Source organism: Cyclobacteriaceae bacterium (genome assembly GCA_013141055.1).
Lineage (GTDB): Bacteria > Bacteroidota > Bacteroidia > Cytophagales > Cyclobacteriaceae > ELB16-189.
This window is the reverse complement of record JABFRS010000002.1, coordinates 197,402-216,829: the sequence shown is the minus strand read 5'-3', so window position 1 is coordinate 216,829 and position 19,428 is coordinate 197,402. Positions and strand designations below refer to the sequence as shown.

Sequence of the window (19,428 nt, the reverse complement as noted above, 5' to 3'; positions counted from 1 at the left end):
AAGGCATTTATGGTGTTGAACTCATCCATATTAAATTGAAGATAATCTGCCTCTGATATGAACAAACCACTACCTTTGAAGCCTGTGCGTGGAATAAATTACACGTTCAATCCATGAGATATTTCTTTCACATAGGCTATAATGGGATCCGCTACCGGGGATGGCAGCGACAAGCTAAAGCTGTGAATATCCAGGAGGTAATTGAAACCACCCTTGGTCAGATTCTGAAGACTGATGTCACTATCATCGGTTGCGGCAGAACGGATGCCATGGTCCATGCATCACAGTTCTTTTTTCATGCTGACATTGAAAGAGAGTGGGATTATGATCTGATCTTTCGTTTGAATAAAATGCTCCCGGATGATATTGCCATCTTCGAGATCATTCCTGTAGATGACTCACGACATGCAAGATTTGACGCAACTCAGCGAACATACGATTACTTTATCCATACCTATAAAGATCCTTTCCTGAATGATCTCAGCTCTCTCTATCTGGAAAGAAATCTCAATCTCGACAGGATGAAGCAGGCTGTTTCTCTTCTCGTCAAATACAATGATTATGCGGCACTCTGCAAATCACCGTTAGGCTATCGCACAACGATATGCAATGTTACGACCGCAGCATTGTATGCTGACCCTTCCGGGGATCGGATACGATTTCAGATTTCAGCTAACAGATTCCTGGCGAGAATGATCAGGATCATCATGACGAAATTTCTTGATATCGGAAGGGGAGAATTAAGTGTTGAAGAATTTGAAAGCTATCTGATAACGAAAGAAACACCTAAGCTTATCGAACCGGCATATCCGCAGGGTTTATACCTTTCAAAAGTAATATATCCTTATCTTGATATTCCACCGAGAGCGAACTTTTCACCCATCCTTCAGAATGCTATTACCGACTGGATACTGGTGTAGTCGTCATTTCTTTTTCTCTTTCTCTTCTTCTTTCTTCTTGTCGTCCTTCTTTCCAAAGACCTTTTGAAGGAATGTTTTCTTCTCCTCTTTGGGCTTGTCAACCGATGCTATGTTGATCTCATTATCTATCGAAGGCTGGAGCGCCTGAATAAATGCATTTCTTATTACCGTAAGGATCGCGTACCAGATGTTGGCATCCGGATCTTTGACATCTCCCTTAAACGGGATCTTTGTGGCAAACTGATCCTTAGGCTGGTTGGTGAACACATCGGCTACCGTTCCTACAATAGCTTCCCACATTTTCTGAAAGATATTGTCTTTGCGATCTTCCTTGCCAAGGATATCCAGATCTTTGATCACCGGCTTTACATACCCATCAAACTTGCCATTTTTGGCAGCAACTTCTGTGTAGAGTCCAAAGGTTCCCTTGTTCACATCGACCTTGGCATATGCCTGGAAGAACTCGTTTAGCTTAACGAGATTAGTATTCTTTACTTCAGCATTTACATCAAATGTCGGTTGATCCGCAAGGGGATTTAATTTCAGATTAAAGGTTAGCGTTCCATCATAAACATCCGCGGATGCCCTGACTTTAGCAGGAAGCAATACTGTCGAATCATAACTGTTCCTCAGATTTTGAGCGAGGATGTATGTATTGGTCATTTCAATGTCGACTTTCGGCTTCGAAGTTTCATCGACATACTTTATGCGGCCATTGTTCACTTCGAATCGGTTTACTTTCAATGGCATGAATCCATGCAAGAGATCTTTAAAGCTGGTAGAGTCCTTTTTCAGATTGGAGGGTTCCACCTTGTCCTTTGTAAAGCGTAGGGTAGGTTCTTCAAAGACGAGCTCACCGACGATTGAGCCATGAAAAATTGCTTTCCATTCAACCGAAAGGTCAATGCTTTTCGATGCAAAAAATGGTGTCTGTTTATTTGTATTTGAATCCAGCTTGTTGAGATAGATGCTATCGATCTTGTAAGCCCCACGGATCAGCCAGATGTCAATGTCATTGATGTGACCGTAGTATCCCTTCATGTTGGCAAGGGTCTTGTTTGCATAGTGCAACACAACGGAGGGAAGTATCAATCGGATCACCAGCAATACAGCAAGGATGATGATCAGTATTTTAGTCCCTTTTCTTAGCGGGCGACGTGGTTTTGATTGGCTCATATGCTGATTATTCAAAAAATCATACCAATAGAGCACTCTTTTAAACAACGAAAGGGAGAAGACTGGTCTTCTCCCTCGTTTTTAGAAGCGGAGCAGATTATTTCTTAGCCCAAACTTCTACAACTGCCTTATCCTTATCCTTGTTAACAGTGTCGTACCAGAATGTAACCTTTTCAATCAATCTCTGGTTTCCCTTAAGATCGATCAACTGGCCATCATTGTTCTTGGACATTTCTGCAGGAAGCTTAACATCCTGAGTATCACCGTTTGCAAAGTGTACAGTAACCTTGTGGATATTGATGGTACCATTGTTCACCTTAACTTTTAATGCAGTGTATGCTTCTTTGGTGGATGCTGTTACCACGTCACGGTCAAGAGTGAAATCAACCACTTTTGTTCCGAGCTTATCCCATGTCATCGTGTTTTGCGCCTGAACAAACAGACTGCTTCCAAGCATGATAGCAAAGGCAAAGAAATAGATAAATTTTACTTGAGTTTTCATAATTATTGATTTGTTGGTTTTGTCAGGTAAGTCAAAATAACTGTGCCATAAAGGGGATCAGCACATCAATAATCTGATCCCTATCGCCGTGGATTTTTTTCCACGCGTGATGCCTTCATGCACCGGACTTATAGAAAATCCTCAGGTGAACTGAGAAAAGCGGAAATGGGATGCTAATCCGATACTAATCAGGTAATCAACCGAATTGAGATGGGGAAGAGGGTAAGGAGAACTTGGCCTGAACCTAGGCTGAACCTAGCCTGAACCTAGGCTGAACCTAGCTTGAACCTAGCCTGAACCTAGGTAGAACCTAGCCTGAACCTAGGTAGAACCTAGCCTGAACCTAGTCTGAACCTAGGGTCGTAGGTCATTTTGTGCATCTTCAACGCCAGGAATGCTGCTTTGTAGGTTGTAAAAAAGAAGCAGACAAAACATGGATAAAGTATCCTGAGTTTCATCTGCGATAACGAAAGTGAAAGTAAAAAAGTTGGTTCAATTTAACTTCTTAATACAGAAGTTTTCAACTTACATTAATCTTCGTAAGCTTTTTTGTCGTGCTTGCTACCGGAAGATTTCTTAGGAACTTCTGCCAATCTTTTCTTCATGTCTTTCAATGAAGTATCAGTCTGGCCCGTCATGTCGCGCTCTGACTTCTCTTCATGTTTGGTTTTTGGCTTTTTGAATAATGGTGCACCAGGTTTGCTCTTTCCTTTTGGAAGAGGACTTGCTCCATGAGTATCATTTTTTGTAGTTGCCATGATCTTTATAAGTTTAATTTAAACAGTAACTAAATGTATGCCATCAGATATATTCTGTGGAATTAAGGCCACAGCCTTTAAGAAGCCTTTGAAATCTTAACATTCTTCCACTTACCAAGAGTTCTTACTCTACTATCAAACAGAAGATCGCCTCTGTCCTTGTATCGCTTGTTCAGATTATCCTGAATGATCCATGATCCATCAATCTGCGGATCTCCTGCATATATATTTACAGTATCACCATAATTGAATACTCCGTTCCAGCGTTTCAGTAAATTTCTTGACAACGCCATCCAACGCAATTGTTGTTTCCCTAATTTCAGTGTATCAATTCTTGCATTGCTTGCTGTGATCAATGGACTTCTGTCACATTGATTATGTGTAGGATTATATACAGTAAGTGTTTCAAGAATGTAGAAATTTTCCACCGTTGGAGTAACGTTTCCGGCTATTGTGTTAACGGATGATCCTGCATTGGGGGCAGTGATCAAAACCATCGAAAACAGCAAAATTAGCGCGATTTGTTTCATATCGGGTATGAGCAAAATATCATGCCAACCGCCAAAAAGTGCCCTCCAGCAAGGAGTGTAGAAAACCGATGGAACAGTTTTTTTAAGAGGTGTTGAAAAAACAAAACACCAAACTTTAAACTATTTATGAAAACAACATTTTTAAAATTGGGAGCGTCATTGGCTTTAGTGAGCGCTCTTATACTTACGCAATCATGCTCTGATTCTGATAACAAGTCAGGAGTTGGAAACGGTGAAGCTGAATTTCAGATCACAGATGCACCTACAGATGATGCAGATGTAAAGGGAGTATTTGTAACAGTAACAGATGTGAAGGTAGACGGAGTTTCTGTTTCTGGCTTTACAAAACAAACTATCGATTTAAAGGCTTATTCAGAAGGTACTACTAAGTTATTGGCAACATCCAATCTTGCTGCTAAAAGCTACAGTAACCTGACATTGGTAATTGATAGTGATTTTGATGCATCCGGAACTGCTCCTGGAAGCTATGTATTAACAAACGATAATGTTAAGTATAAGCTTCGCGACAGCGGTACAATCGACATCACTTTGAACAATACATGGAAAGTTTCAGCTAATACAAAATCTACCATCATCCTTGATTTTGACATTCGCAAAGCCATCCGTAAAGTTGATAATGCTGCCGTTCGCTACAATTTTGTCAGCAATGATAATCTTAAAGCTTCTGTTCGCGTGGTAAGCCAAAGTGATGCGGCTACTATTAATGGAAATTACACTGAACAAGTTAACACAAACGCAGACAAGCTTTTTGTATATGCTTACAAGAAGGGAACATTTGATGCAGGAGTGGAAGGTCAGCCTCAGGGAGATGATAAGATCCTGTTCAAGAATGCAGTAACCAGCGCTGAAGTAAAAGGCACTTTGAATGCTAAAACTTACAAGCTCGCTTTTGTTGAAGCTGGTGAGTATGAATTGCACTTTGCATCATACGATGTGGATAGCAACGACGACGTAAATTTACAGGCGCTGCTTACTTCAACGATTACTCTTGGAGCTTCTTCACCTAACATTGTAACAATCCAGGGAGGCGTTAATATGAATGTAACAACATCGGTTACTGCTATTAACTAATCTCTTTCTTATAAATCTGAAAAGGCACTTCCTTCGGGAAGTGCTTTTTTGTTTAGGAGGATTTTAATATCCGAAAAGGAAACAGGAGCACTGCCGTTATAAATTTAAAGACCAGGTCGATCGACAATCCCACGATCCTGAAGGGGAGAAGAATCAACCAGAGAATCGGAAAGAGAAGGATCAGCACCAGCGCCAACGGCCAGCAGGTTACTAACAGGAAGCACCACAAAACCAGACCAATGAATGTTCTCATAGCGAATTTTGAGAACCTGGTTGCAAAGAGCAATCCAGCTTGTAACTACCTGTAAATCAAATAGTTGAAATATTGAATTCTGACTGATTATCCACTTTTGTACACATCATTGTACGGCGATGAACAATCCTTAATTCTCCTGTTCACCCCGCTCAATAGCCTGAGTGATGGAATTAACAACCTCGTCGAGCTTTACGGCAGAGAGCTGCAGGTGGTCCATCACTTTCTTGGACTCTTCATTGTGATCGGTATTATTCATGAGATTGATCAGACCTAGTATACTTGCCAGAGGTGCCCGTAGCTTGTGGGCATTGATAAACGCGTACTCTTCCAACGCCTTGTTCTTTTTCTCCAGCACCCGTGTGCGATCTTTTACCAGCGATTCAAGATTTTCATTGATCTCATTGATAAAATTCTTTTGCCGCTCCAGTTCAATGAACTGTTGCTGGATCTCTGCATTACTTAGCTGAAGGGCCAGTCTTGCCTTTATCTCTTTTACCGTAAGGTTGTATCGGGTATTGATCAGAATTACCATAAATATTCCGGAGACTCCCAGCAGCAGTCCACCTTTGATCAAAAACTCATCCAGCTTGATTGCAGGATTCAAGGCTACAAAGATGATGGTAGCGAGTGCTGATAACAGTAAAGCAAGCAGTGAGTACCTCAATTCCCACATCATAAACATGGATGCTCCGATCAGCAATGCGATATAATTCAGGTTGTGACCAATTAAATGTTCGCTGGTGATAAGGTCGTAGGTATAGGCATTTTGAAGCGAAATGAGCAGGAATGGAACCAGAACAAGATAGTAGGATGGGAAACTGAATTTCTTCCTCATTAAGAGCATTCCGATGGTAATGGCTGAGATACCCAACCGGATAAACAGGAGGGATAACCAACCATGTTGAATATTGAAGTAATCTGTAATGGCGAATAACGGATCGAAGATGATGGCAACCCAGGCTCCTATGAAGTGATACCGCGATGAGACGTTATCCATTTCAGATTTCCAGCTCTCACTGCTGACCCCCAGAAGAAACCGATCCCTTAAAACATTCACTTTCTTTTCAGCTACCACTTTAGAATTGGAATACAGGTAAAAATATTAAAGCCATGTACATTTGAATGAATTTAATGACAGACGGTCTATAGCACTTCTTTCACAACAAACTCTTTCCCATTGAAATTAAATGATTCACCTTTTGCCTTTCCTGATAACTTCATTCCAATAGGAGAAGCAGGGGAGATCGCGAAGAATGTTTCATTGTCGACACTCAATTTTCCTGCGCTGATGGTTAGATAGAAATTACCCTGCGTGGTGATCGCAACACTTCCCAGTTGCACTGTTTCATAAGCTCCTGGCTTTATTTGAATCAGCACCTGGTTTAGCTTTTTTGCCTCAGCCAGCTGGACCATACTCTTTTCAATTTCTATCTGGGCCATCGCTCTGCCCGTCTCATACTTGTCGCCGGCACTGCTTTTAGTCTCTTCGTTTGCAGATCGCTGAATAACCCGTATAGCATCTTCTGCCTCATCCATTCTTTGCCTGACGTAATCAATGCAAAGATTGTAGAGCTTTTCCCTGACTGACGATTGGGGCAATTTCGACATTAATGACCGGCGGAGTTAAGAATGAGCAAAGTCCCGGATATGTGTACGTAGTAAATCAGCATTGTGGTTTTTTCAAACCGGGCTTTTAGCGAGGTACCATCAGGAGATTGGGAGGCAGGGTAGGCGGGGGATGGATTCTGAGAAAATGGAAGGAAGCACTTCATGCCATTAAGGTAAATAAAAAAGCCACAGAGCGCGAACCCTGTGGCCTTCATTATATTGAATGAGAGATTAGCTCAATTCTTTTTCAAGTGCGTCAATTCTTGCTTGTGCTTCAGTGTTACCCATTGAAAGTGACAAGCGATATAATTCAAGTGCTTCACGGCGTGTTTCTTTCTTCTTGCGAGGAGCGAATTTGGTACGTTCAGCGGCTGTTTCAAGAGCCTGAGCTTGTGCATAGTACATGCTGGCTACCTTATTTCTGTTTTGCTCGTTGATATCAGTTACAAGACCTTCAAGTGAAGCAACATCAGATTCTTTCACCTTGATCACTTCATCCTTGATAGAAAGCAATGAATCCTTACTGTTAACCTTAGCCCAAAGATTTGCATTCTGATCACGCATGGTTACGATCTCAAGTTGCAAAGCAGTGATTTCCTCAGAACGTGATGCCAGGTCAGCTTTCAATCTCTTGATCGTTCCTGCAGTAACACGATTCTTATCGGCTGTCTTCTGAAGCTCATCGATCTTCTTCTGAGTTGCGCTAATGTGATTGTTGATGTCTTTCAAACGGCTTACATATTCAGCGTATGAAGTTCCTTCAATCATTTTAGTGCGCAATGCATGACGGTTAGCATCGATTGAATCAAGTAGTGAGCCTACTTCAGTCATTGTTTTCTCAACTTCCTTACGCTGATTCAGTTCTACTGTAAGTGAATCAACTTTGTTATGGAGTTGAGCTTTCTCTTTTGAATCGCAGCTCGATAGCAGGGTAGCTATAACGACGCCAAAAGCCAAAAACCCGTTTCTTAAATTTTTCATAGTTATGTTTAGTTTTTTAAGCCTTGTTGAAAAATTCAGGCCGCACTGTGATATCAGGCAAAATCCGGAGTTAAAGAGCCGGAATGATCGTTTAGCGACGGGAAATCAGCTTTTGTGACAGTTTATGAGAGTGGGTAGAAAGATTCCCACATGCAACACGTGGAAATTAATCCACAATCAGCATTCTGATGCCTGTTTTCACTCAGAATTTGATAAAATCAATTATTACTAATATATTTGCATCGCATTTTAAGTAATAGTGCGTTCCAATAGTGCCTTTCGGCTTTCTCTTGAGTTCCACCTTCCTTAATTAAGACAATCAATTCAATGCAATATTCCTGAAAAGGGAATCTTATTTGAGTCCTTGTTGATGCAACAAACAGTGAGTTTTCTCAATTAATTAATAAACAATGCAAGGAACAGTTAAATTTTTCAATGATGCCAAAGGATTTGGTTTCATCAAGCCATCTGATTCAGGTGAAGACATTTTTGTACACTCTTCAGGTCTTATCGACCAGATTCGTGAAAACGATCAGGTTGAATACGAAGCTGAAAGAGGCAAAAAAGGTATGAATGCCGTTAAAGTTAAGGTTGTTAACTAACAACAACTTTAATTCTTAATACTGATGTAGAAACCACCTTCGGGTGGTTTTTGCTTTTAAGCCCATTCTGTATTTATATAGCGTTTCATACCTTGAAGCATGTTTGAAAGATTCAGGACATCTGCCAAAGATGCACCCTACATTGCTGGCACTTCCGTGAAGCTCATCCGGGGCGGAATCGAATACTTTGACCTCCTGGAGAAAATGATCTCCTCTGCAAAGCACATCATTCACTTTCAGATGTACATCTTTGACAATGACGCAACCGGTCAGAGAATTGCAACAGCCTTAAAAGATGCCAGCCGTCGTGGCGTCCGCATATTCCTGATGCTGGATGCCTACGCTTCCAAGAATTTATCAAAAGCATTTATCCAGGATCTGAAAGATTCCGGAATTCGTTTCCACTGGTTTGCACCTATTCTCAAGGGAAAGAAATTCTACCTTGGAAGAAGACTTCATCACAAGGTGATCGTCATCGACAGCTTCAATTGTCTTGTGGGTGGTCTCAACATCAGCGACAAATACAACGATACTGAAAAGGGTGCAGCATGGCTCGACTGGGCATTATATTCTGAAGGCACTATCGGCACCAGCCTGGCGGGAATTTGTATTCGCAGGTTTAAAACTTCCAGACTTTCTGCTATAGAAACAGTAAAACCGACGCACCTGCCTGTGAGTGGCATCGTGAAGAATTGTGAGGTGCGCCCAAGAAGAAATGACTGGATCGGGAGAAGAAGAGAGATATCACGCAGCTATGTTGAAATGTTCAATAACGCGGCAGACCGGATCATTATAATGTCTCCCTACTTTCTGCCAGGCCAGATGTTCAGAAACAGCATCAAGCGTGCAGCAAAACGTGGAGTTTCCATCAAGGTAATCCTGGCGGGTGTTTCAGATATTGGTACCAGCAAGTATGCCGAGCGTTATTTGTACCGATGGCTGTTCATGAACAAAGTCCGGATATTTGAATACAATAAGACTGTACTTCATGGAAAGATCGCCGTCTGCGATAGCAAATGGATGACCATAGGTTCCTACAATCTGAATAATCTCAGTGCTTACGCCAGTGTTGAACTGAACATTGATGTAAAGAATCCAACCATGGCTTTGAACACCGAGAATTGTCTGACAGAGATCATGGACAATCACTGTGAAGAGATTACAGAAGAAAAATATCATCGCACCACAGGATGGCTGGCGAGAGTAATGCAGAAGCTGGCCTATAATCTTTTGAGACTGGCTGCATTCATCGTCATCAAGAAAAGAGAATAGAGATCAGGGTTTGCTGGCGGACCGATCGCCGGAAATTCTTTTTATCAGTATCTCCACCGTGCCACGGTTCCAGTTAGAGAATCTTCCCTGCTGAACAACAAACAAATTAGCATCAGGATGATAGAGGTCATAATGAAATGCAAACATGGCATGAGGATCACTCCATCCTGCAATCTGCCCAAATCTCAGGTCGTTGAATAAAAGTCCATCGCCACGTTTCTCAACGGTATAGTATCCCTGTGAAAAGCGAATGAGCTTATTGAGATCTTCCTTATCCTTCAATTCATTAAGCAGGGATTCCTGTTTTGGAAAAAATACAAGATCGATAGAATCATTTTGATCAAAGACAGACTGGTATCCAATGTAATATCCGGTCGGAACCTCCGCAGCGATGAACCAGAGCCAGTTATTGAGAGGAGTGGGGGTGGTCAGTATTCTGCCAGGAGTCACTTGCTGACGGGACAATGAGGATCTCACATCGGATTCAATCGATATCTTGTTGTAAAAAGAATAGAGAAGATAAGCCGAGCTTATGATCAGCGCGAACCAGACACACTTAATCCGGTTAGCTGAATCGCTGCGTAAGAGGAGAAGGCCAGCGAAACCAATGCCCAGCCACACTGAAAAGAACGGATCAGCTACATAAAGAATGTTGAATGCAATTCGTTGATGACTGAATGGCTCAAACCATCCTACTCCATAGTTGTTGCATCCGTCCAGAAGAAGATGAATTCCGAATTCAAGGGAGAAGAAGAAAACCCATCGGCTAAAAGTAATGCCATTGCCTTTACTATACCGTGAGGCAATCCACCCTGCCAATGTGCAGATAATAAGACCAAAGAAGATTGAATGGGTAAAGCCGCGGTGGGCAAGGAGATTGTCAACAGGACGAAGCCAGATGGAAAGAAGGAAGTCGATGTCCGGAATACTCTGAGCAATTGCACCTAGCAGCATTGCCCTCTTTCCCAGTTCCTTACCAGCGACTGCTTCGCCGATGCAAGCTCCAAGGACGATATGCGTAATGGAATCCATTGGCTTGCCTCTTGACGTTTACTTTTTCATCTGCCGAAGTCATCCTGAAGACGTATGATGTCATCTTCATTGGAAGGCTGATGAAGGTCTGTATGCTGCCAGATTTCTGCTACAACACCCCAATCGCTTAAACCGATCAGACGGTGGCGCTGTCCTTGCATAAGGCGAATCAGTTCACCTTCTTTTAGTTCTTTCTTTTCACCTTCTACATCCGTAAGACTTGTTACCACGCCGACTTTGCCGGAGATGACTCTCCATATTTCAGCACGACGATGATGATATTGCCACGAAAGACGTTTCTCAGGAGCTACTACCAGTATCTTTGGACTTAGCTTTCCACTGATACGAAGGGTGGAGAGATCAATTTCAGGAAAGAAGAGCTTACCAAATTCTGCAGCCTCACTTTCATCCATTACAAAAAAACCACCCCATGGACGTTGAGTATCTTTAGTGTCAATCTTGAGATTGCATCCATTCAGAAAGTGTTCAACTTCAGCAAAGACATCTTTCTTCTCAGAGCTTTTTAGTTTCAGGTTCATAGGTTGTTCTAAGCTTAAGGTTTCTCAGCGGCGTAAATACTTGCAACCTGTTCTACTGTAAGAACGGATTTGTAAACTCTCAGCTCATCAAGGTATCCTCTCAAAAATCCTCCCTGATCAACAGCATTGGGATCTAAAGGATTGAGAGAATATTTGTCGGTAGGAAGATCTTGTCCAAATACAAAGTTGACACCAGGATTGGTTGTAAGTGTTGTTCCTGCATGGATGTGATCTTTAAGCACAACACCATTGCGGTAAAACACCATGTGACCATTGCCGAATGTTACTGCGATGTGATACCAGTTTCCTGGGAATAGGACGGTAGCATTGTCATCGGTGATGTTGGTGCCGGGTGTCGCGGCAGGATTAACGGTGAAGACTGCTCTGCCGATGTTATCTGTAAATAGCTGATATCCATTTTTCCTGTTAAGCGATGCAAGGGATTGATTTGCCAGAAATGGTCTTAGCGTATCAAGCTTAACCCATAGTGAGATAGAGATTTGTCCCTGATTAAATTCCGGAGTGTAGGGAATCTCAATGTTTGCACCGTGATCGAAGTGAAGAGTTCTGGAGACATTTCCATTTCTATCAGTGCCACGTGTTGGTAATCCACGACCCCAGTACTCGTGGCCTCGCTTTAGAATAGCGTTGTTTCCCTTACCGGAATAGTCTTTTAAGAGGATACCTTCTTCAAGTATGTCAAGTTCATCAAACGTCCATTGCCCTACGAGGTTTGTCGGATCGACGGTGATCACTTTTTTGCTCATGTAAGTGTCAATAGCAGTATTGAGATTATTAAGAGACTGGGTAAGGAGTGCCTGAGTAATATTTGTTTTTACATAGATCTTTTGAGCCGAGTCAATTGAGTCTATCAGAATCTTCCTGGATCCTTTCGGGAAATTGCCGGTAGCCGCTCCTTCGTAAGTTGAAGTCACGAGCTTAATGCCAGCGGTAATACGCTTTGAAAGTTCGGTTACCGATGGGGCAGGAACAAACTCACTATCTGAGCAACCATTAAAACCAAAAGTCACCACAATAAGAGTAAGAGCCAGCAGTGTCCTGGAGGCAACTCTTTTTACACACACATCATTCAAAGGGAAGTTCACAGCAGGTTGTCTAATTTATATTCATTCAACGCGGCAAAAATAAGGACAAAATAGGAGAACGTCATCTTTAAGAATTTATGCGTGATCGGACGAACTTTCTTCAGGAAATCAAAGAATTCAATAAATCGTAATTATCTGATTTGTAGATATTTAATACATCACATTTTAAGTCAAAATTGGGATTTTCACTGATGCCAGAATGTTGCAGATTTTTTCAATGCGTTGATCCATACAAATCGATGGGATGAAACATCAAACGTTTTCGGGCATTAAACCCGGTTTAAGTACCAGAACAACTGAATTATTTGATGCTCTTAATTATTATAGTACCACAGAAAGAGATATTTTTATCCATTACTTATATGGAAGACACAGGACTTATTCAATACGCACCCATTGCTCTGATGTTCTTATTCGCCGCCGGCTTTGTCGGTGTTACAATGGTTGCCACCCACTTACTGGGTCCAAAGAGAAATACCAAGATCAAACTGGAAGCTTTCGAATGTGGAATTGAAGCAAAAGGAAACGCCAGAATCCCATTTAGCATCAAGTATTTCCTGGTGGCTATCCTCTTCGTGCTATTTGATGTAGAAGTTATATTCATGTACCCCTGGGCGGTGAATTTCAATGACTTAGGTGTGACAGGATTTGTGGAAATGATCCTCTTTATTTCTTCCATGCTGATCGGATTCTTTTACATTCTTAAGAAAGGTGCATTGACCTGGGAAGACTAGGTTGAGAGACATATTTATGAGTACAGTAGCAGACAATATTAATGTAGGGCAGAAGCCGGAAGGCCTTGAAGGTACTGGCTTTTTTGCGACAAGACTTGAGCAGGTCGTTGGCCTTGCACGTAAGAACTCCATTTGGCCATTACCATTTGCCACATCCTGCTGCGGGATTGAATTTATGGCAACCATGGGTGCTCACTATGACCTCGCCAGGTTCGGATCTGAAAGATTAAGCTTTTCACCGCGACAAGCTGATTTACTGATGGTTATGGGAACCATTGCCAAGAAAATGGGACCGGTTTTGAAGCAGGTTTATGAACAAATGGCGGAGCCTCGCTGGGTGCTATCCGTTGGAGCGTGTGCTTCAAGTGGTGGCATATTTGATACCTACAGCGTACTTCAGGGAATAGACCGGATTATACCAGTGGATGTGTATGTCCCGGGATGCCCGCCGCGCCCTGAGCAGATCATTGATGGTGTTATGAAGATTCAGGCGCTTGTTGAATCTGAGTCCCTCAGAAGAAGAGATTCAAAGGAGTATAAGGCCATGTTAAATACTTACGGAATTGAGTAACGTGGAAGGCACCGATCTGGAAAAAATTGTATCTGTTATAAAGGAGAAGTATGATGGGGAGATCCTGCATGCTGAAATGTTATACGATTTCCCAGTCATTTCGCTGAAGCAGGATAAGATCGTTGATGTTATTAAACACTTGCGAGATCATGCTGAAACAAAATTTCAGTTCCTGACAACACTATGTGGAATTCACTACGCTGAAGTAAATCAGATCGCTGTGATGTATCAGCTCCATAATATGGTGAGTAACCAGCGAGTAAGGCTTAAGATTTATCTGCCGGTTGAAAATCCGGTCGTTCAATCTCTTACTTCAGTTTTTCCAGGAGCAAACTGGATGGAGCGTGAGACCTATGATTTTTATGGTGTGAAATTCGAAGGTCATCCTAACCTGAAACGTATTTTAAATGTGGATGAGATGATCATATTCCCATTGCGGAAGGAGTATCCTCTCGAAGATCAGGTTCGTGTTGATAAAAATGACTCAATGTTCGGAAGATAAGCTATGGATGTAAATCAAACAGCAACCGATCATATTTATAAGCCAGAGGAGAAGCAATATTCTTACCTCAATCTTGGCCCTACACATCCGGCGACGCATGGAATATTCCAGAACGTCCTGAAAATGGATGGTGAAATTATAGAAGAGGCTACCTCTACGATTGGATACATTCACCGTGCATTTGAAAAGCTTGCCGAGAGAAGACCTTTTTATCAGATACCACCGATTACAGATCGCATGAACTATTGTTCAGCGCCTATTAATAATATTGGTTGGCACATGACTGTTGAAAAGCTTCTTGGAATTGAAGTTCCGAAGCGTGTGCAATACCTGCGTGTCATTGTCATGGAATTAGCACGCATTGCCGACCACGTTATTTGCAATGCAGTAATTGGTGTGGATACAGGGGCGTTAACGGGCTTTGTTTATATGTTTCAGCAGCGTGAATCTGTTTATGAAATTTATGAAGAGATCTGCGGCGCGCGACTGACATCCAATCTTGGGCGCATCGGCGGCTTTGAAAGAGACTTTACTCCCAAGACATGGGAGAAGATCAATAAATTCCTGAAAGAGTTTCCAACCGTATTAAAAGAGTTTGAGAATCTTCTCAATCGTAACAGGATTTTCATGGATCGTACCATTGGTTGTGGTCCTATCACTGGAGAGAAAGCTTTGAGCTATAGTTTTACCGGCCCGAATCTTCGTGCTGCCGGTGTTGATTACGATGTGCGTGTTGCCATGCCTTATTCTTCCTATCAGGATTTTGATTTTCAGATCCCAGTAGGGCAGAATGGCGATACCTATGATAGGTTCATGGTTCGTCAGGAGGAAATGTGGCAGAGCTTAAGCATCATCAAACAGGCGATGGCAAAATTACCGGAAGGACCATTCCATGCTAATGTTCCTGAATTCTATCTGCCTCCAAAGGAAGAAGTTTATGACAAGATGGAAGCGCTTATCTACCATTTCAAAATCGTGATGGGAGAGACCGATGTTCCAAAAGGTGAGGTATATCATTGTGTGGAAGGTGGAAACGGTGAGCTTGGATTCTATCTGATCAGCGATGGCGGAAGAACTCCTTTCCGTCTTCATTTCAGAAGGCCATGCTTTATTTATTACCAGGCATTTCCTGAAATGGTGAAAGGCTCTATGTTGTCGGATGCGATCCTGACGATGAGTAGCATGAATGTTATTGCGGGAGAACTTGATGCTTGATTGAAACAGATGGAACAGATAAAATTTTCGGAACAGACGCTCGCATTGGTGAACAGGATCATCAAACGATATCCTGAAGGAAAACAAAAGTCTGCATTGCTGCCTGTTCTTCATTTGGCTCAGGCTGAATTCAATGGCTGGCTGAGCGCACCCGTGATGGATTATGTTGCGTCGTTGCTCAGCATCAAGCCTGTCGAAGTTTATGAAGTGGCATCTTTCTATTCAATGTATAACCTGAAGCCGGTTGGTACCTGCCTTATTGAAGTTTGTCAGACAGGACCATGCTGGTTGAGAGGAGCGGATGATATCGTTGAACATTTGAAGAACAGATTAAACATTAATGTTGGTGAGACAACCAGTGATGGCATGTTCACATTAAAGACTGTTGAATGTTTAGGTTCCTGTGGAACAGCACCCATGCTTCAGATTGGGGCAAAGTATCATGAGGATCTGACAAATGAAAAAGTGGATGACATTCTGGAAAAGATGCGCTCAGAGAATAAGCGCAGTTCCTACATGAGATGAACTATTGATAAAAAGATTAATAAATGGGTAAGAAATTTCTACTAGAGCACGTAAACGTACCAGGCATTGAAACACTCCCGGTGTATCAGTCCAAAGGCGGCTATGCGTCAGTAGAGAAGGCGTTGAAGACTATGACGCCTGATCAACTCATAGAAGAAGTAAAGTTTTCTGATCTCCGCGGAAGAGGTGGCGCTGGGTTTCCAACAGGGTTGAAATGGAGTTTTATGGATCGCAAGTCCGATAAGCCAAGATATCTTGTAGTGAACGCTGATGAAAGCGAGCCGGGAACTTTCAAGGATCGTTATCTCATGGAGAAGCTCCCTCACTTATTGATAGAGGGAATGATTGTCTCCTGTTTTGCATTAGGTGCAAAGTCAGGATACATCTATATCCGTGGTGAGTACATGTACATCGTTCGCATTCTTGAGAAGGCAATTGACGAAGCATATCAGGCCGGACTCCTTGGCAAGAATATTTTAGGAACCGACTTTTCTCTTGATCTGTATGTGCATCCTGGAGCAGGAGCGTATATCTGTGGTGAAGAAACTGCCTTGCTGGAATCATTGGAAGGGAAGCGCGGCAATCCAAGATTGAAACCACCCTTTCCGGCGATTGCAGGTTTATATGCATGCCCAACAGTTGTAAACAATGTTGAATCCATTGCAGCGGTTCCAACGATCATCAATATCACTGCAGACAAGTATAATGATGTCGGTATTGGCAAGAGCTCGGGTACAAAACTCATATCGGCGAGTGGTCATATTAATAAACCAGGCATCTACGAAATTGAACTAGGCCTTCCGGTAGAAGAATTTATTTACTCTGATGAATACTGTGGTGGCATATGGAAAGGAAGAAAGCTTAAGGCTGTTGTTGCCGGTGGATCTTCTGTGCCAATCTTACCTGCCAATCTTATATTAAAAACGGCTAAAGGTGAACCACGTCTGATGACCTATGAGTCACTGGCCGATGGAGGATTCGTTAGCGGAACAATGCTTGGTTCCGGTGGCTTTATAGTGATGGATGAAACTGCCTGTATCGTTCGGAATCTATGGACCTTTGCGCGATTCTATCATCATGAATCATGCGGACAATGCAGTCCTTGTCGTGAAGGTACGGGTTGGATGGAAAAAGTCTTGCATCGTATTGAGCATGGTCATGGACATATGGAAGATATCGATCTGCTGGTGAGTGTTGCCAAGAAGATTGAAGGAAATACAATTTGTCCTTTGGGAGATGCAGCGGCGTGGCCGGTTGCCAGTGCGATCCGTCACTTCCGTGAAGAGTTTGAATATCATGTTAAGTATCCGGAAAAAGTGAAAGACCCAAAGCATTTTGAGAAGGAGCCGTTTGTGAGTGAAGGAATGCTGGTCAATGGTTAATTAAAGAATAAAGAATAGCGATTAACTTTTAATGAATAACGCTTAGATGGCTAAAGTAACGATCGATGGCATTGAAGTAGAAGTTCCGGATGGAACTACGATACTGAATGCTGCACGTAAAATCGGAGGGGAGTTGGTTCCCCCAGCAATGTGTTATTACACCAATCTGAAGGATAGTGGTGGTAAGTGTCGTGTGTGTCTTGTTAAAGTAGCGCAAGGATCCACGAAAGATCCTCGTCCGATGCCAAAGCTTGTAGCCTCCTGCCGTACGCCAGTGATGGATGGGATGGTAGTTCAAAGTAAATCATCACCGGAAGTTCTGGAAGCAAGGAAAGCAGTCGTTGAATTTTTATTGATCAATCATCCACTTGATTGTCCGATCTGTGATCAGGCAGGAGAGTGCGATCTCCAGAACCTTGCCTATGAGCATGGAGCTGCAGCAACGCGTTATGAAGAAGACAGGAGAACCTTTGAAAAGATTGACATAGGAGACAAGATCAAGCTTCACATGACACGGTGCATCCTTTGCTACCGTTGCACATTTGTAGCGGATCAGCTTACCAATAACAGAGTTCATGGTGTTATGAGTCGCGGAGATAAATCCGAGATCAGCACCTACATAAAAGAATCAATTGATAATGACTTCTCAGGCAACATGATTGACGTTTGCCCGGTAGGAGCATTGACTGATAAGACTTTCCGCTTTAAAAGCAGGGTCTGGTTCACCAACCCATTGGATGCTCATCGTGATTGCCCTAAATGTTCCGGCAAGGTGATCCTGTGGACGAAGGGAGATGATGTGTTAAGAGTTTCTGCACGCAAAGACAAATATGGCGAGGTAACAGAATACATCTGTAACGAATGCCGATTTGAGCATAAGAAGATGTCAGACTGGACCGTGGATGGCCCGCGTCACATTGAGCATAATTCAGTGATCTCACAGAATCATTATGAGAGAACTGATCTGTTGAAATTGAAAAAAGAAATAGAACGTCAGATTGAATTTGAAAGAGGAGCAGAGTTGCCCCCGGAACCTAGTCCTAAACTGACCAATTGATGTTGTATTACACAATCCTTTGCGGTGGAATATTCACCATTACTCTGACGATTGCGGCATATTCAACATATGCTGAGCGTAAGGTTGCTGCATTTCTTCAGGATCGTATAGGTCCTGATCGGGCGGGTCCTTTTGGTATTTTGCAGCCACTTGCTGATGGATTGAAATTCTTCATGAAAGAAGAGATCATTCCAAACGTATCTAATAAGTTCCTGTTCATAGCTGGTCCATGCATTGCCATGCTCACTGCATTGATGGCAGGTGTAGTTATTCCATGGGGCGGCACTTTAGAATATGATGGAGTTATCTATTCCCTCCAGATCGCAGATCTCAACATTGGGATTCTTTATGTATTCGGTATTGTGTCAATTGGTGTGTATGGCATCATGATTGGCGGCTGGTCATCCAACAACAAATTTTCGCTGCTGGGTGCTATCCGTGCGTCAGCGCAAATGATCAGTTATGAAATTGCAATGGGTTTCTCCATCATCGCGATGATCATGATGACTGGAACGTTAAGCCTGGGTGAGATCAGCGCGCAGCAGGCAGGCGGGATGGGTGGAGATTGGAATTTTTGGAACGTACTGTATCAGCCTGTTGGGTTCATTATCTTCCTTATCTGCGCTTTCGCGGAATGTAATCGCACACCGTTCGATTTACCGGAGTGTGAGACAGAGCTGGTGGGCGGATATCACACCGAATACAGCAGTATGAAACTTGGTTTCTACCTCTTTGCAGAATATATCAATATGTTCATTTCATCTGCAGTAATTGCAACGCTTTACTTTGGTGGATATAATTTCCCATTTATGAATAACCTTGGCCTTGATCATAACACAATTACGATCATAGGATCATTGATTCTCTTTGGGAAGATTTTCTTCTTTATTTTCTTCTTCATGTGGATCCGCTGGACTGTTCCACGTTTTCGCTATGATCAATTGATGAATCTTGGCTGGAAGATATTAATACCATTGTCAGTAGCGAACATATTTGCCACTGGTCTGGTAATGATTTTGACAAAATAAAAATTAAGGAGCACCGCGAATGTTAACGAACAGATCTAAG

The 19,428-nt window shown here is 42.5% G+C and carries 23 protein-coding genes; 12 read left to right on the top strand and 11 right to left on the bottom strand.

The window, feature by feature from the left end; translation table 11 throughout:
• Positions 1–113: 113 nt before the first annotated feature.
• Entirely contained in the window at positions 114–920 is an 807-nt protein-coding gene (locus HOP08_15470; protein NOT76327.1) for a tRNA pseudouridine synthase A, read from the top strand.
• A 3-nt stretch (positions 921–923) separates the two neighbouring features.
• Here HOP08_15470 and HOP08_15465 read toward each other — a convergent pair whose 3' ends face one another.
• From HOP08_15465 to HOP08_15450, 4 genes are all read right to left on the bottom strand, one after another.
• Entirely contained in the window at positions 924–2,096 is a 1,173-nt protein-coding gene (locus HOP08_15465) for a DUF748 domain-containing protein (GenBank protein ID NOT76326.1), read from the bottom strand.
• A 97-nt stretch (positions 2,097–2,193) separates the two neighbouring features.
• Positions 2,194–2,598: a DUF2541 family protein gene (locus HOP08_15460; protein ID NOT76325.1), complete on the bottom strand. Its 405-nt coding sequence runs from the start codon at positions 2,596–2,598 to the stop codon at positions 2,194–2,196.
• 530 nt (positions 2,599–3,128) lie between these two features.
• A complete protein-coding gene (locus HOP08_15455) occupies positions 3,129–3,356 on the bottom strand; it encodes a hypothetical protein (GenBank protein ID NOT76324.1) in 228 nt (75 codons plus the stop codon).
• A gap of 77 nt (positions 3,357–3,433) precedes the next feature.
• Positions 3,434–3,886, bottom strand: a complete 453-nt coding sequence (locus tag HOP08_15450; GenBank protein ID NOT76323.1) for a hypothetical protein — start codon at positions 3,884–3,886, stop codon at positions 3,434–3,436.
• Between the two features lie 126 nt (positions 3,887–4,012).
• Here HOP08_15450 and HOP08_15445 point away from each other — a divergent pair, with 126 nt between their 5' ends.
• The gene (locus tag HOP08_15445) at positions 4,013–4,978 is read left to right on the top strand and encodes a DUF4382 domain-containing protein (protein ID NOT76322.1); all 966 of its coding nucleotides are present in this window, start codon (positions 4,013–4,015) and stop codon (positions 4,976–4,978) included.
• Between the two features lie 52 nt (positions 4,979–5,030).
• Here HOP08_15445 and HOP08_15440 read toward each other — a convergent pair whose 3' ends face one another.
• The 4 genes from HOP08_15440 to HOP08_15425 form a co-directional block, all read right to left on the bottom strand.
• Positions 5,031–5,231 (bottom strand): hypothetical protein, encoded by a 201-nt coding sequence (locus HOP08_15440; protein ID NOT76321.1) that lies wholly within the window; start codon positions 5,229–5,231, stop codon positions 5,031–5,033.
• Positions 5,232–5,361: 130 nt separating this feature from the next.
• Positions 5,362–6,309: a hypothetical protein gene (locus tag HOP08_15435; protein NOT76320.1), complete on the bottom strand. Its 948-nt coding sequence runs from the start codon at positions 6,307–6,309 to the stop codon at positions 5,362–5,364.
• A gap of 68 nt (positions 6,310–6,377) precedes the next feature.
• The gene (locus HOP08_15430; GenBank protein NOT76319.1) at positions 6,378–6,842 is read right to left on the bottom strand and encodes a 3-oxoacyl-ACP synthase; all 465 of its coding nucleotides are present in this window, start codon (positions 6,840–6,842) and stop codon (positions 6,378–6,380) included.
• A 231-nt stretch (positions 6,843–7,073) separates the two neighbouring features.
• Complete coding sequence (locus HOP08_15425; GenBank protein ID NOT76318.1) at positions 7,074–7,823, bottom strand: hypothetical protein; 750 nt, start codon at positions 7,821–7,823, stop codon at positions 7,074–7,076.
• A gap of 410 nt (positions 7,824–8,233) precedes the next feature.
• On the opposite strand from HOP08_15425, the gene HOP08_15420 reads away from it, so the two are divergent.
• Entirely contained in the window at positions 8,234–8,425 is a 192-nt protein-coding gene (locus HOP08_15420) for a cold shock domain-containing protein (protein ID NOT76317.1), read from the top strand.
• A 99-nt stretch (positions 8,426–8,524) separates the two neighbouring features.
• Positions 8,525–9,697 (top strand): phospholipase, encoded by a 1,173-nt coding sequence (locus tag HOP08_15415; GenBank protein ID NOT76316.1) that lies wholly within the window; start codon positions 8,525–8,527, stop codon positions 9,695–9,697.
• A 3-nt stretch (positions 9,698–9,700) separates the two neighbouring features.
• Here the strand turns inward: HOP08_15415 and HOP08_15410 are convergent, their stop codons facing one another.
• The 3 genes from HOP08_15410 to HOP08_15400 are packed head-to-tail and all read right to left on the bottom strand — an operon-like array spanning position 9,701 to position 12,374.
• Complete coding sequence (locus HOP08_15410; GenBank protein ID NOT76315.1) at positions 9,701–10,729, bottom strand: metal-dependent hydrolase; 1,029 nt, start codon at positions 10,727–10,729, stop codon at positions 9,701–9,703.
• A gap of 26 nt (positions 10,730–10,755) precedes the next feature.
• A complete protein-coding gene (locus tag HOP08_15405) occupies positions 10,756–11,268 on the bottom strand; it encodes a phosphoheptose isomerase (protein NOT76314.1) in 513 nt (170 codons plus the stop codon).
• Between the two features lie 14 nt (positions 11,269–11,282).
• Entirely contained in the window at positions 11,283–12,374 is a 1,092-nt protein-coding gene (locus HOP08_15400) for a LamG domain-containing protein (protein NOT76313.1), read from the bottom strand.
• Between the two features lie 362 nt (positions 12,375–12,736).
• On the opposite strand from HOP08_15400, the gene HOP08_15395 reads away from it, so the two are divergent.
• From HOP08_15395 to nuoH, 8 genes are all read left to right on the top strand, one after another.
• Positions 12,737–13,108 carry an NADH-quinone oxidoreductase subunit A gene (locus HOP08_15395; GenBank protein ID NOT76312.1) on the top strand — a complete coding sequence of 124 codons (372 nt, stop codon included), beginning with the start codon at positions 12,737–12,739 and terminating at the stop codon, positions 13,106–13,108.
• Between the two features lie 16 nt (positions 13,109–13,124).
• A complete protein-coding gene (locus tag HOP08_15390) occupies positions 13,125–13,679 on the top strand; it encodes an NADH-quinone oxidoreductase subunit B (protein NOT76311.1) in 555 nt (184 codons plus the stop codon).
• A 76-nt stretch (positions 13,680–13,755) separates the two neighbouring features.
• Positions 13,756–14,181 (top strand): NADH-quinone oxidoreductase subunit C, encoded by a 426-nt coding sequence (locus tag HOP08_15385; protein ID NOT76310.1) that lies wholly within the window; start codon positions 13,756–13,758, stop codon positions 14,179–14,181.
• Positions 14,182–14,184: 3 nt separating this feature from the next.
• Positions 14,185–15,396 carry an NADH-quinone oxidoreductase subunit D gene (locus HOP08_15380; GenBank protein NOT76309.1) on the top strand — a complete coding sequence of 404 codons (1,212 nt, stop codon included), beginning with the start codon at positions 14,185–14,187 and terminating at the stop codon, positions 15,394–15,396.
• 9 nt (positions 15,397–15,405) lie between these two features.
• Positions 15,406–15,921: an NADH-quinone oxidoreductase subunit NuoE gene (nuoE, locus tag HOP08_15375; GenBank protein ID NOT76308.1), complete on the top strand. Its 516-nt coding sequence runs from the start codon at positions 15,406–15,408 to the stop codon at positions 15,919–15,921.
• A 23-nt stretch (positions 15,922–15,944) separates the two neighbouring features.
• Positions 15,945–17,303: an NADH-quinone oxidoreductase subunit NuoF gene (gene nuoF / locus HOP08_15370; GenBank protein NOT76307.1), complete on the top strand. Its 1,359-nt coding sequence runs from the start codon at positions 15,945–15,947 to the stop codon at positions 17,301–17,303.
• Positions 17,304–17,349: 46 nt separating this feature from the next.
• Positions 17,350–18,360: a 2Fe-2S iron-sulfur cluster binding domain-containing protein gene (locus HOP08_15365; protein NOT76306.1), complete on the top strand. Its 1,011-nt coding sequence runs from the start codon at positions 17,350–17,352 to the stop codon at positions 18,358–18,360.
• Positions 18,360–19,388, top strand: coding sequence for an NADH-quinone oxidoreductase subunit NuoH (nuoH, locus tag HOP08_15360; protein NOT76305.1), 1,029 nt, complete (start codon positions 18,360–18,362; stop codon positions 19,386–19,388). Before HOP08_15365 ends, nuoH begins: the two co-directional genes overlap by 1 nt.
• Positions 19,389–19,428: the final 40 nt, after the last annotated feature.

Bases quoted from the DNA above. Each gene is read 5' to 3' on its own strand.
- HOP08_15470 (NOT76327.1), top strand. From the start codon at position 114: ATGAGATATTTCTTTCACATAGGCTATAATGGGATCCGCTACCGGGGA.
- HOP08_15465 (NOT76326.1), bottom strand. From the start codon at position 2,096: ATGAGCCAATCAAAACCACGTCGCCCGCTAAGAAAAGGGACTAAAATA.
- HOP08_15460 (NOT76325.1), bottom strand. From the start codon at position 2,598: ATGAAAACTCAAGTAAAATTTATCTATTTCTTTGCCTTTGCTATCATG.
- HOP08_15455 (NOT76324.1), bottom strand. From the start codon at position 3,356: ATGGCAACTACAAAAAATGATACTCATGGAGCAAGTCCTCTTCCAAAA.
- HOP08_15450 (NOT76323.1), bottom strand. From the start codon at position 3,886: ATGAAACAAATCGCGCTAATTTTGCTGTTTTCGATGGTTTTGATCACT.
- HOP08_15445 (NOT76322.1), top strand. From the start codon at position 4,013: ATGAAAACAACATTTTTAAAATTGGGAGCGTCATTGGCTTTAGTGAGC.
- HOP08_15440 (NOT76321.1), bottom strand. From the start codon at position 5,231: ATGAGAACATTCATTGGTCTGGTTTTGTGGTGCTTCCTGTTAGTAACC.
- HOP08_15430 (NOT76319.1), bottom strand. From the start codon at position 6,842: ATGTCGAAATTGCCCCAATCGTCAGTCAGGGAAAAGCTCTACAATCTT.
- HOP08_15425 (NOT76318.1), bottom strand. From the start codon at position 7,823: ATGAAAAATTTAAGAAACGGGTTTTTGGCTTTTGGCGTCGTTATAGCT.
- HOP08_15420 (NOT76317.1), top strand. From the start codon at position 8,234: ATGCAAGGAACAGTTAAATTTTTCAATGATGCCAAAGGATTTGGTTTC.
- HOP08_15415 (NOT76316.1), top strand. From the start codon at position 8,525: ATGTTTGAAAGATTCAGGACATCTGCCAAAGATGCACCCTACATTGCT.
- HOP08_15410 (NOT76315.1), bottom strand. From the start codon at position 10,729: ATGGATTCCATTACGCATATCGTCCTTGGAGCTTGCATCGGCGAAGCA.
- HOP08_15405 (NOT76314.1), bottom strand. From the start codon at position 11,268: ATGAACCTGAAACTAAAAAGCTCTGAGAAGAAAGATGTCTTTGCTGAA.
- HOP08_15395 (NOT76312.1), top strand. From the start codon at position 12,737: ATGGAAGACACAGGACTTATTCAATACGCACCCATTGCTCTGATGTTC.
- HOP08_15390 (NOT76311.1), top strand. From the start codon at position 13,125: ATGAGTACAGTAGCAGACAATATTAATGTAGGGCAGAAGCCGGAAGGC.
- HOP08_15385 (NOT76310.1), top strand. From the start codon at position 13,756: ATGTTATACGATTTCCCAGTCATTTCGCTGAAGCAGGATAAGATCGTT.
- HOP08_15380 (NOT76309.1), top strand. From the start codon at position 14,185: ATGGATGTAAATCAAACAGCAACCGATCATATTTATAAGCCAGAGGAG.
- nuoE (NOT76308.1), top strand. From the start codon at position 15,406: ATGGAACAGATAAAATTTTCGGAACAGACGCTCGCATTGGTGAACAGG.
- nuoF (NOT76307.1), top strand. From the start codon at position 15,945: ATGGGTAAGAAATTTCTACTAGAGCACGTAAACGTACCAGGCATTGAA.
- HOP08_15365 (NOT76306.1), top strand. From the start codon at position 17,350: ATGGCTAAAGTAACGATCGATGGCATTGAAGTAGAAGTTCCGGATGGA.
- nuoH (NOT76305.1), top strand. From the start codon at position 18,360: ATGTTGTATTACACAATCCTTTGCGGTGGAATATTCACCATTACTCTG.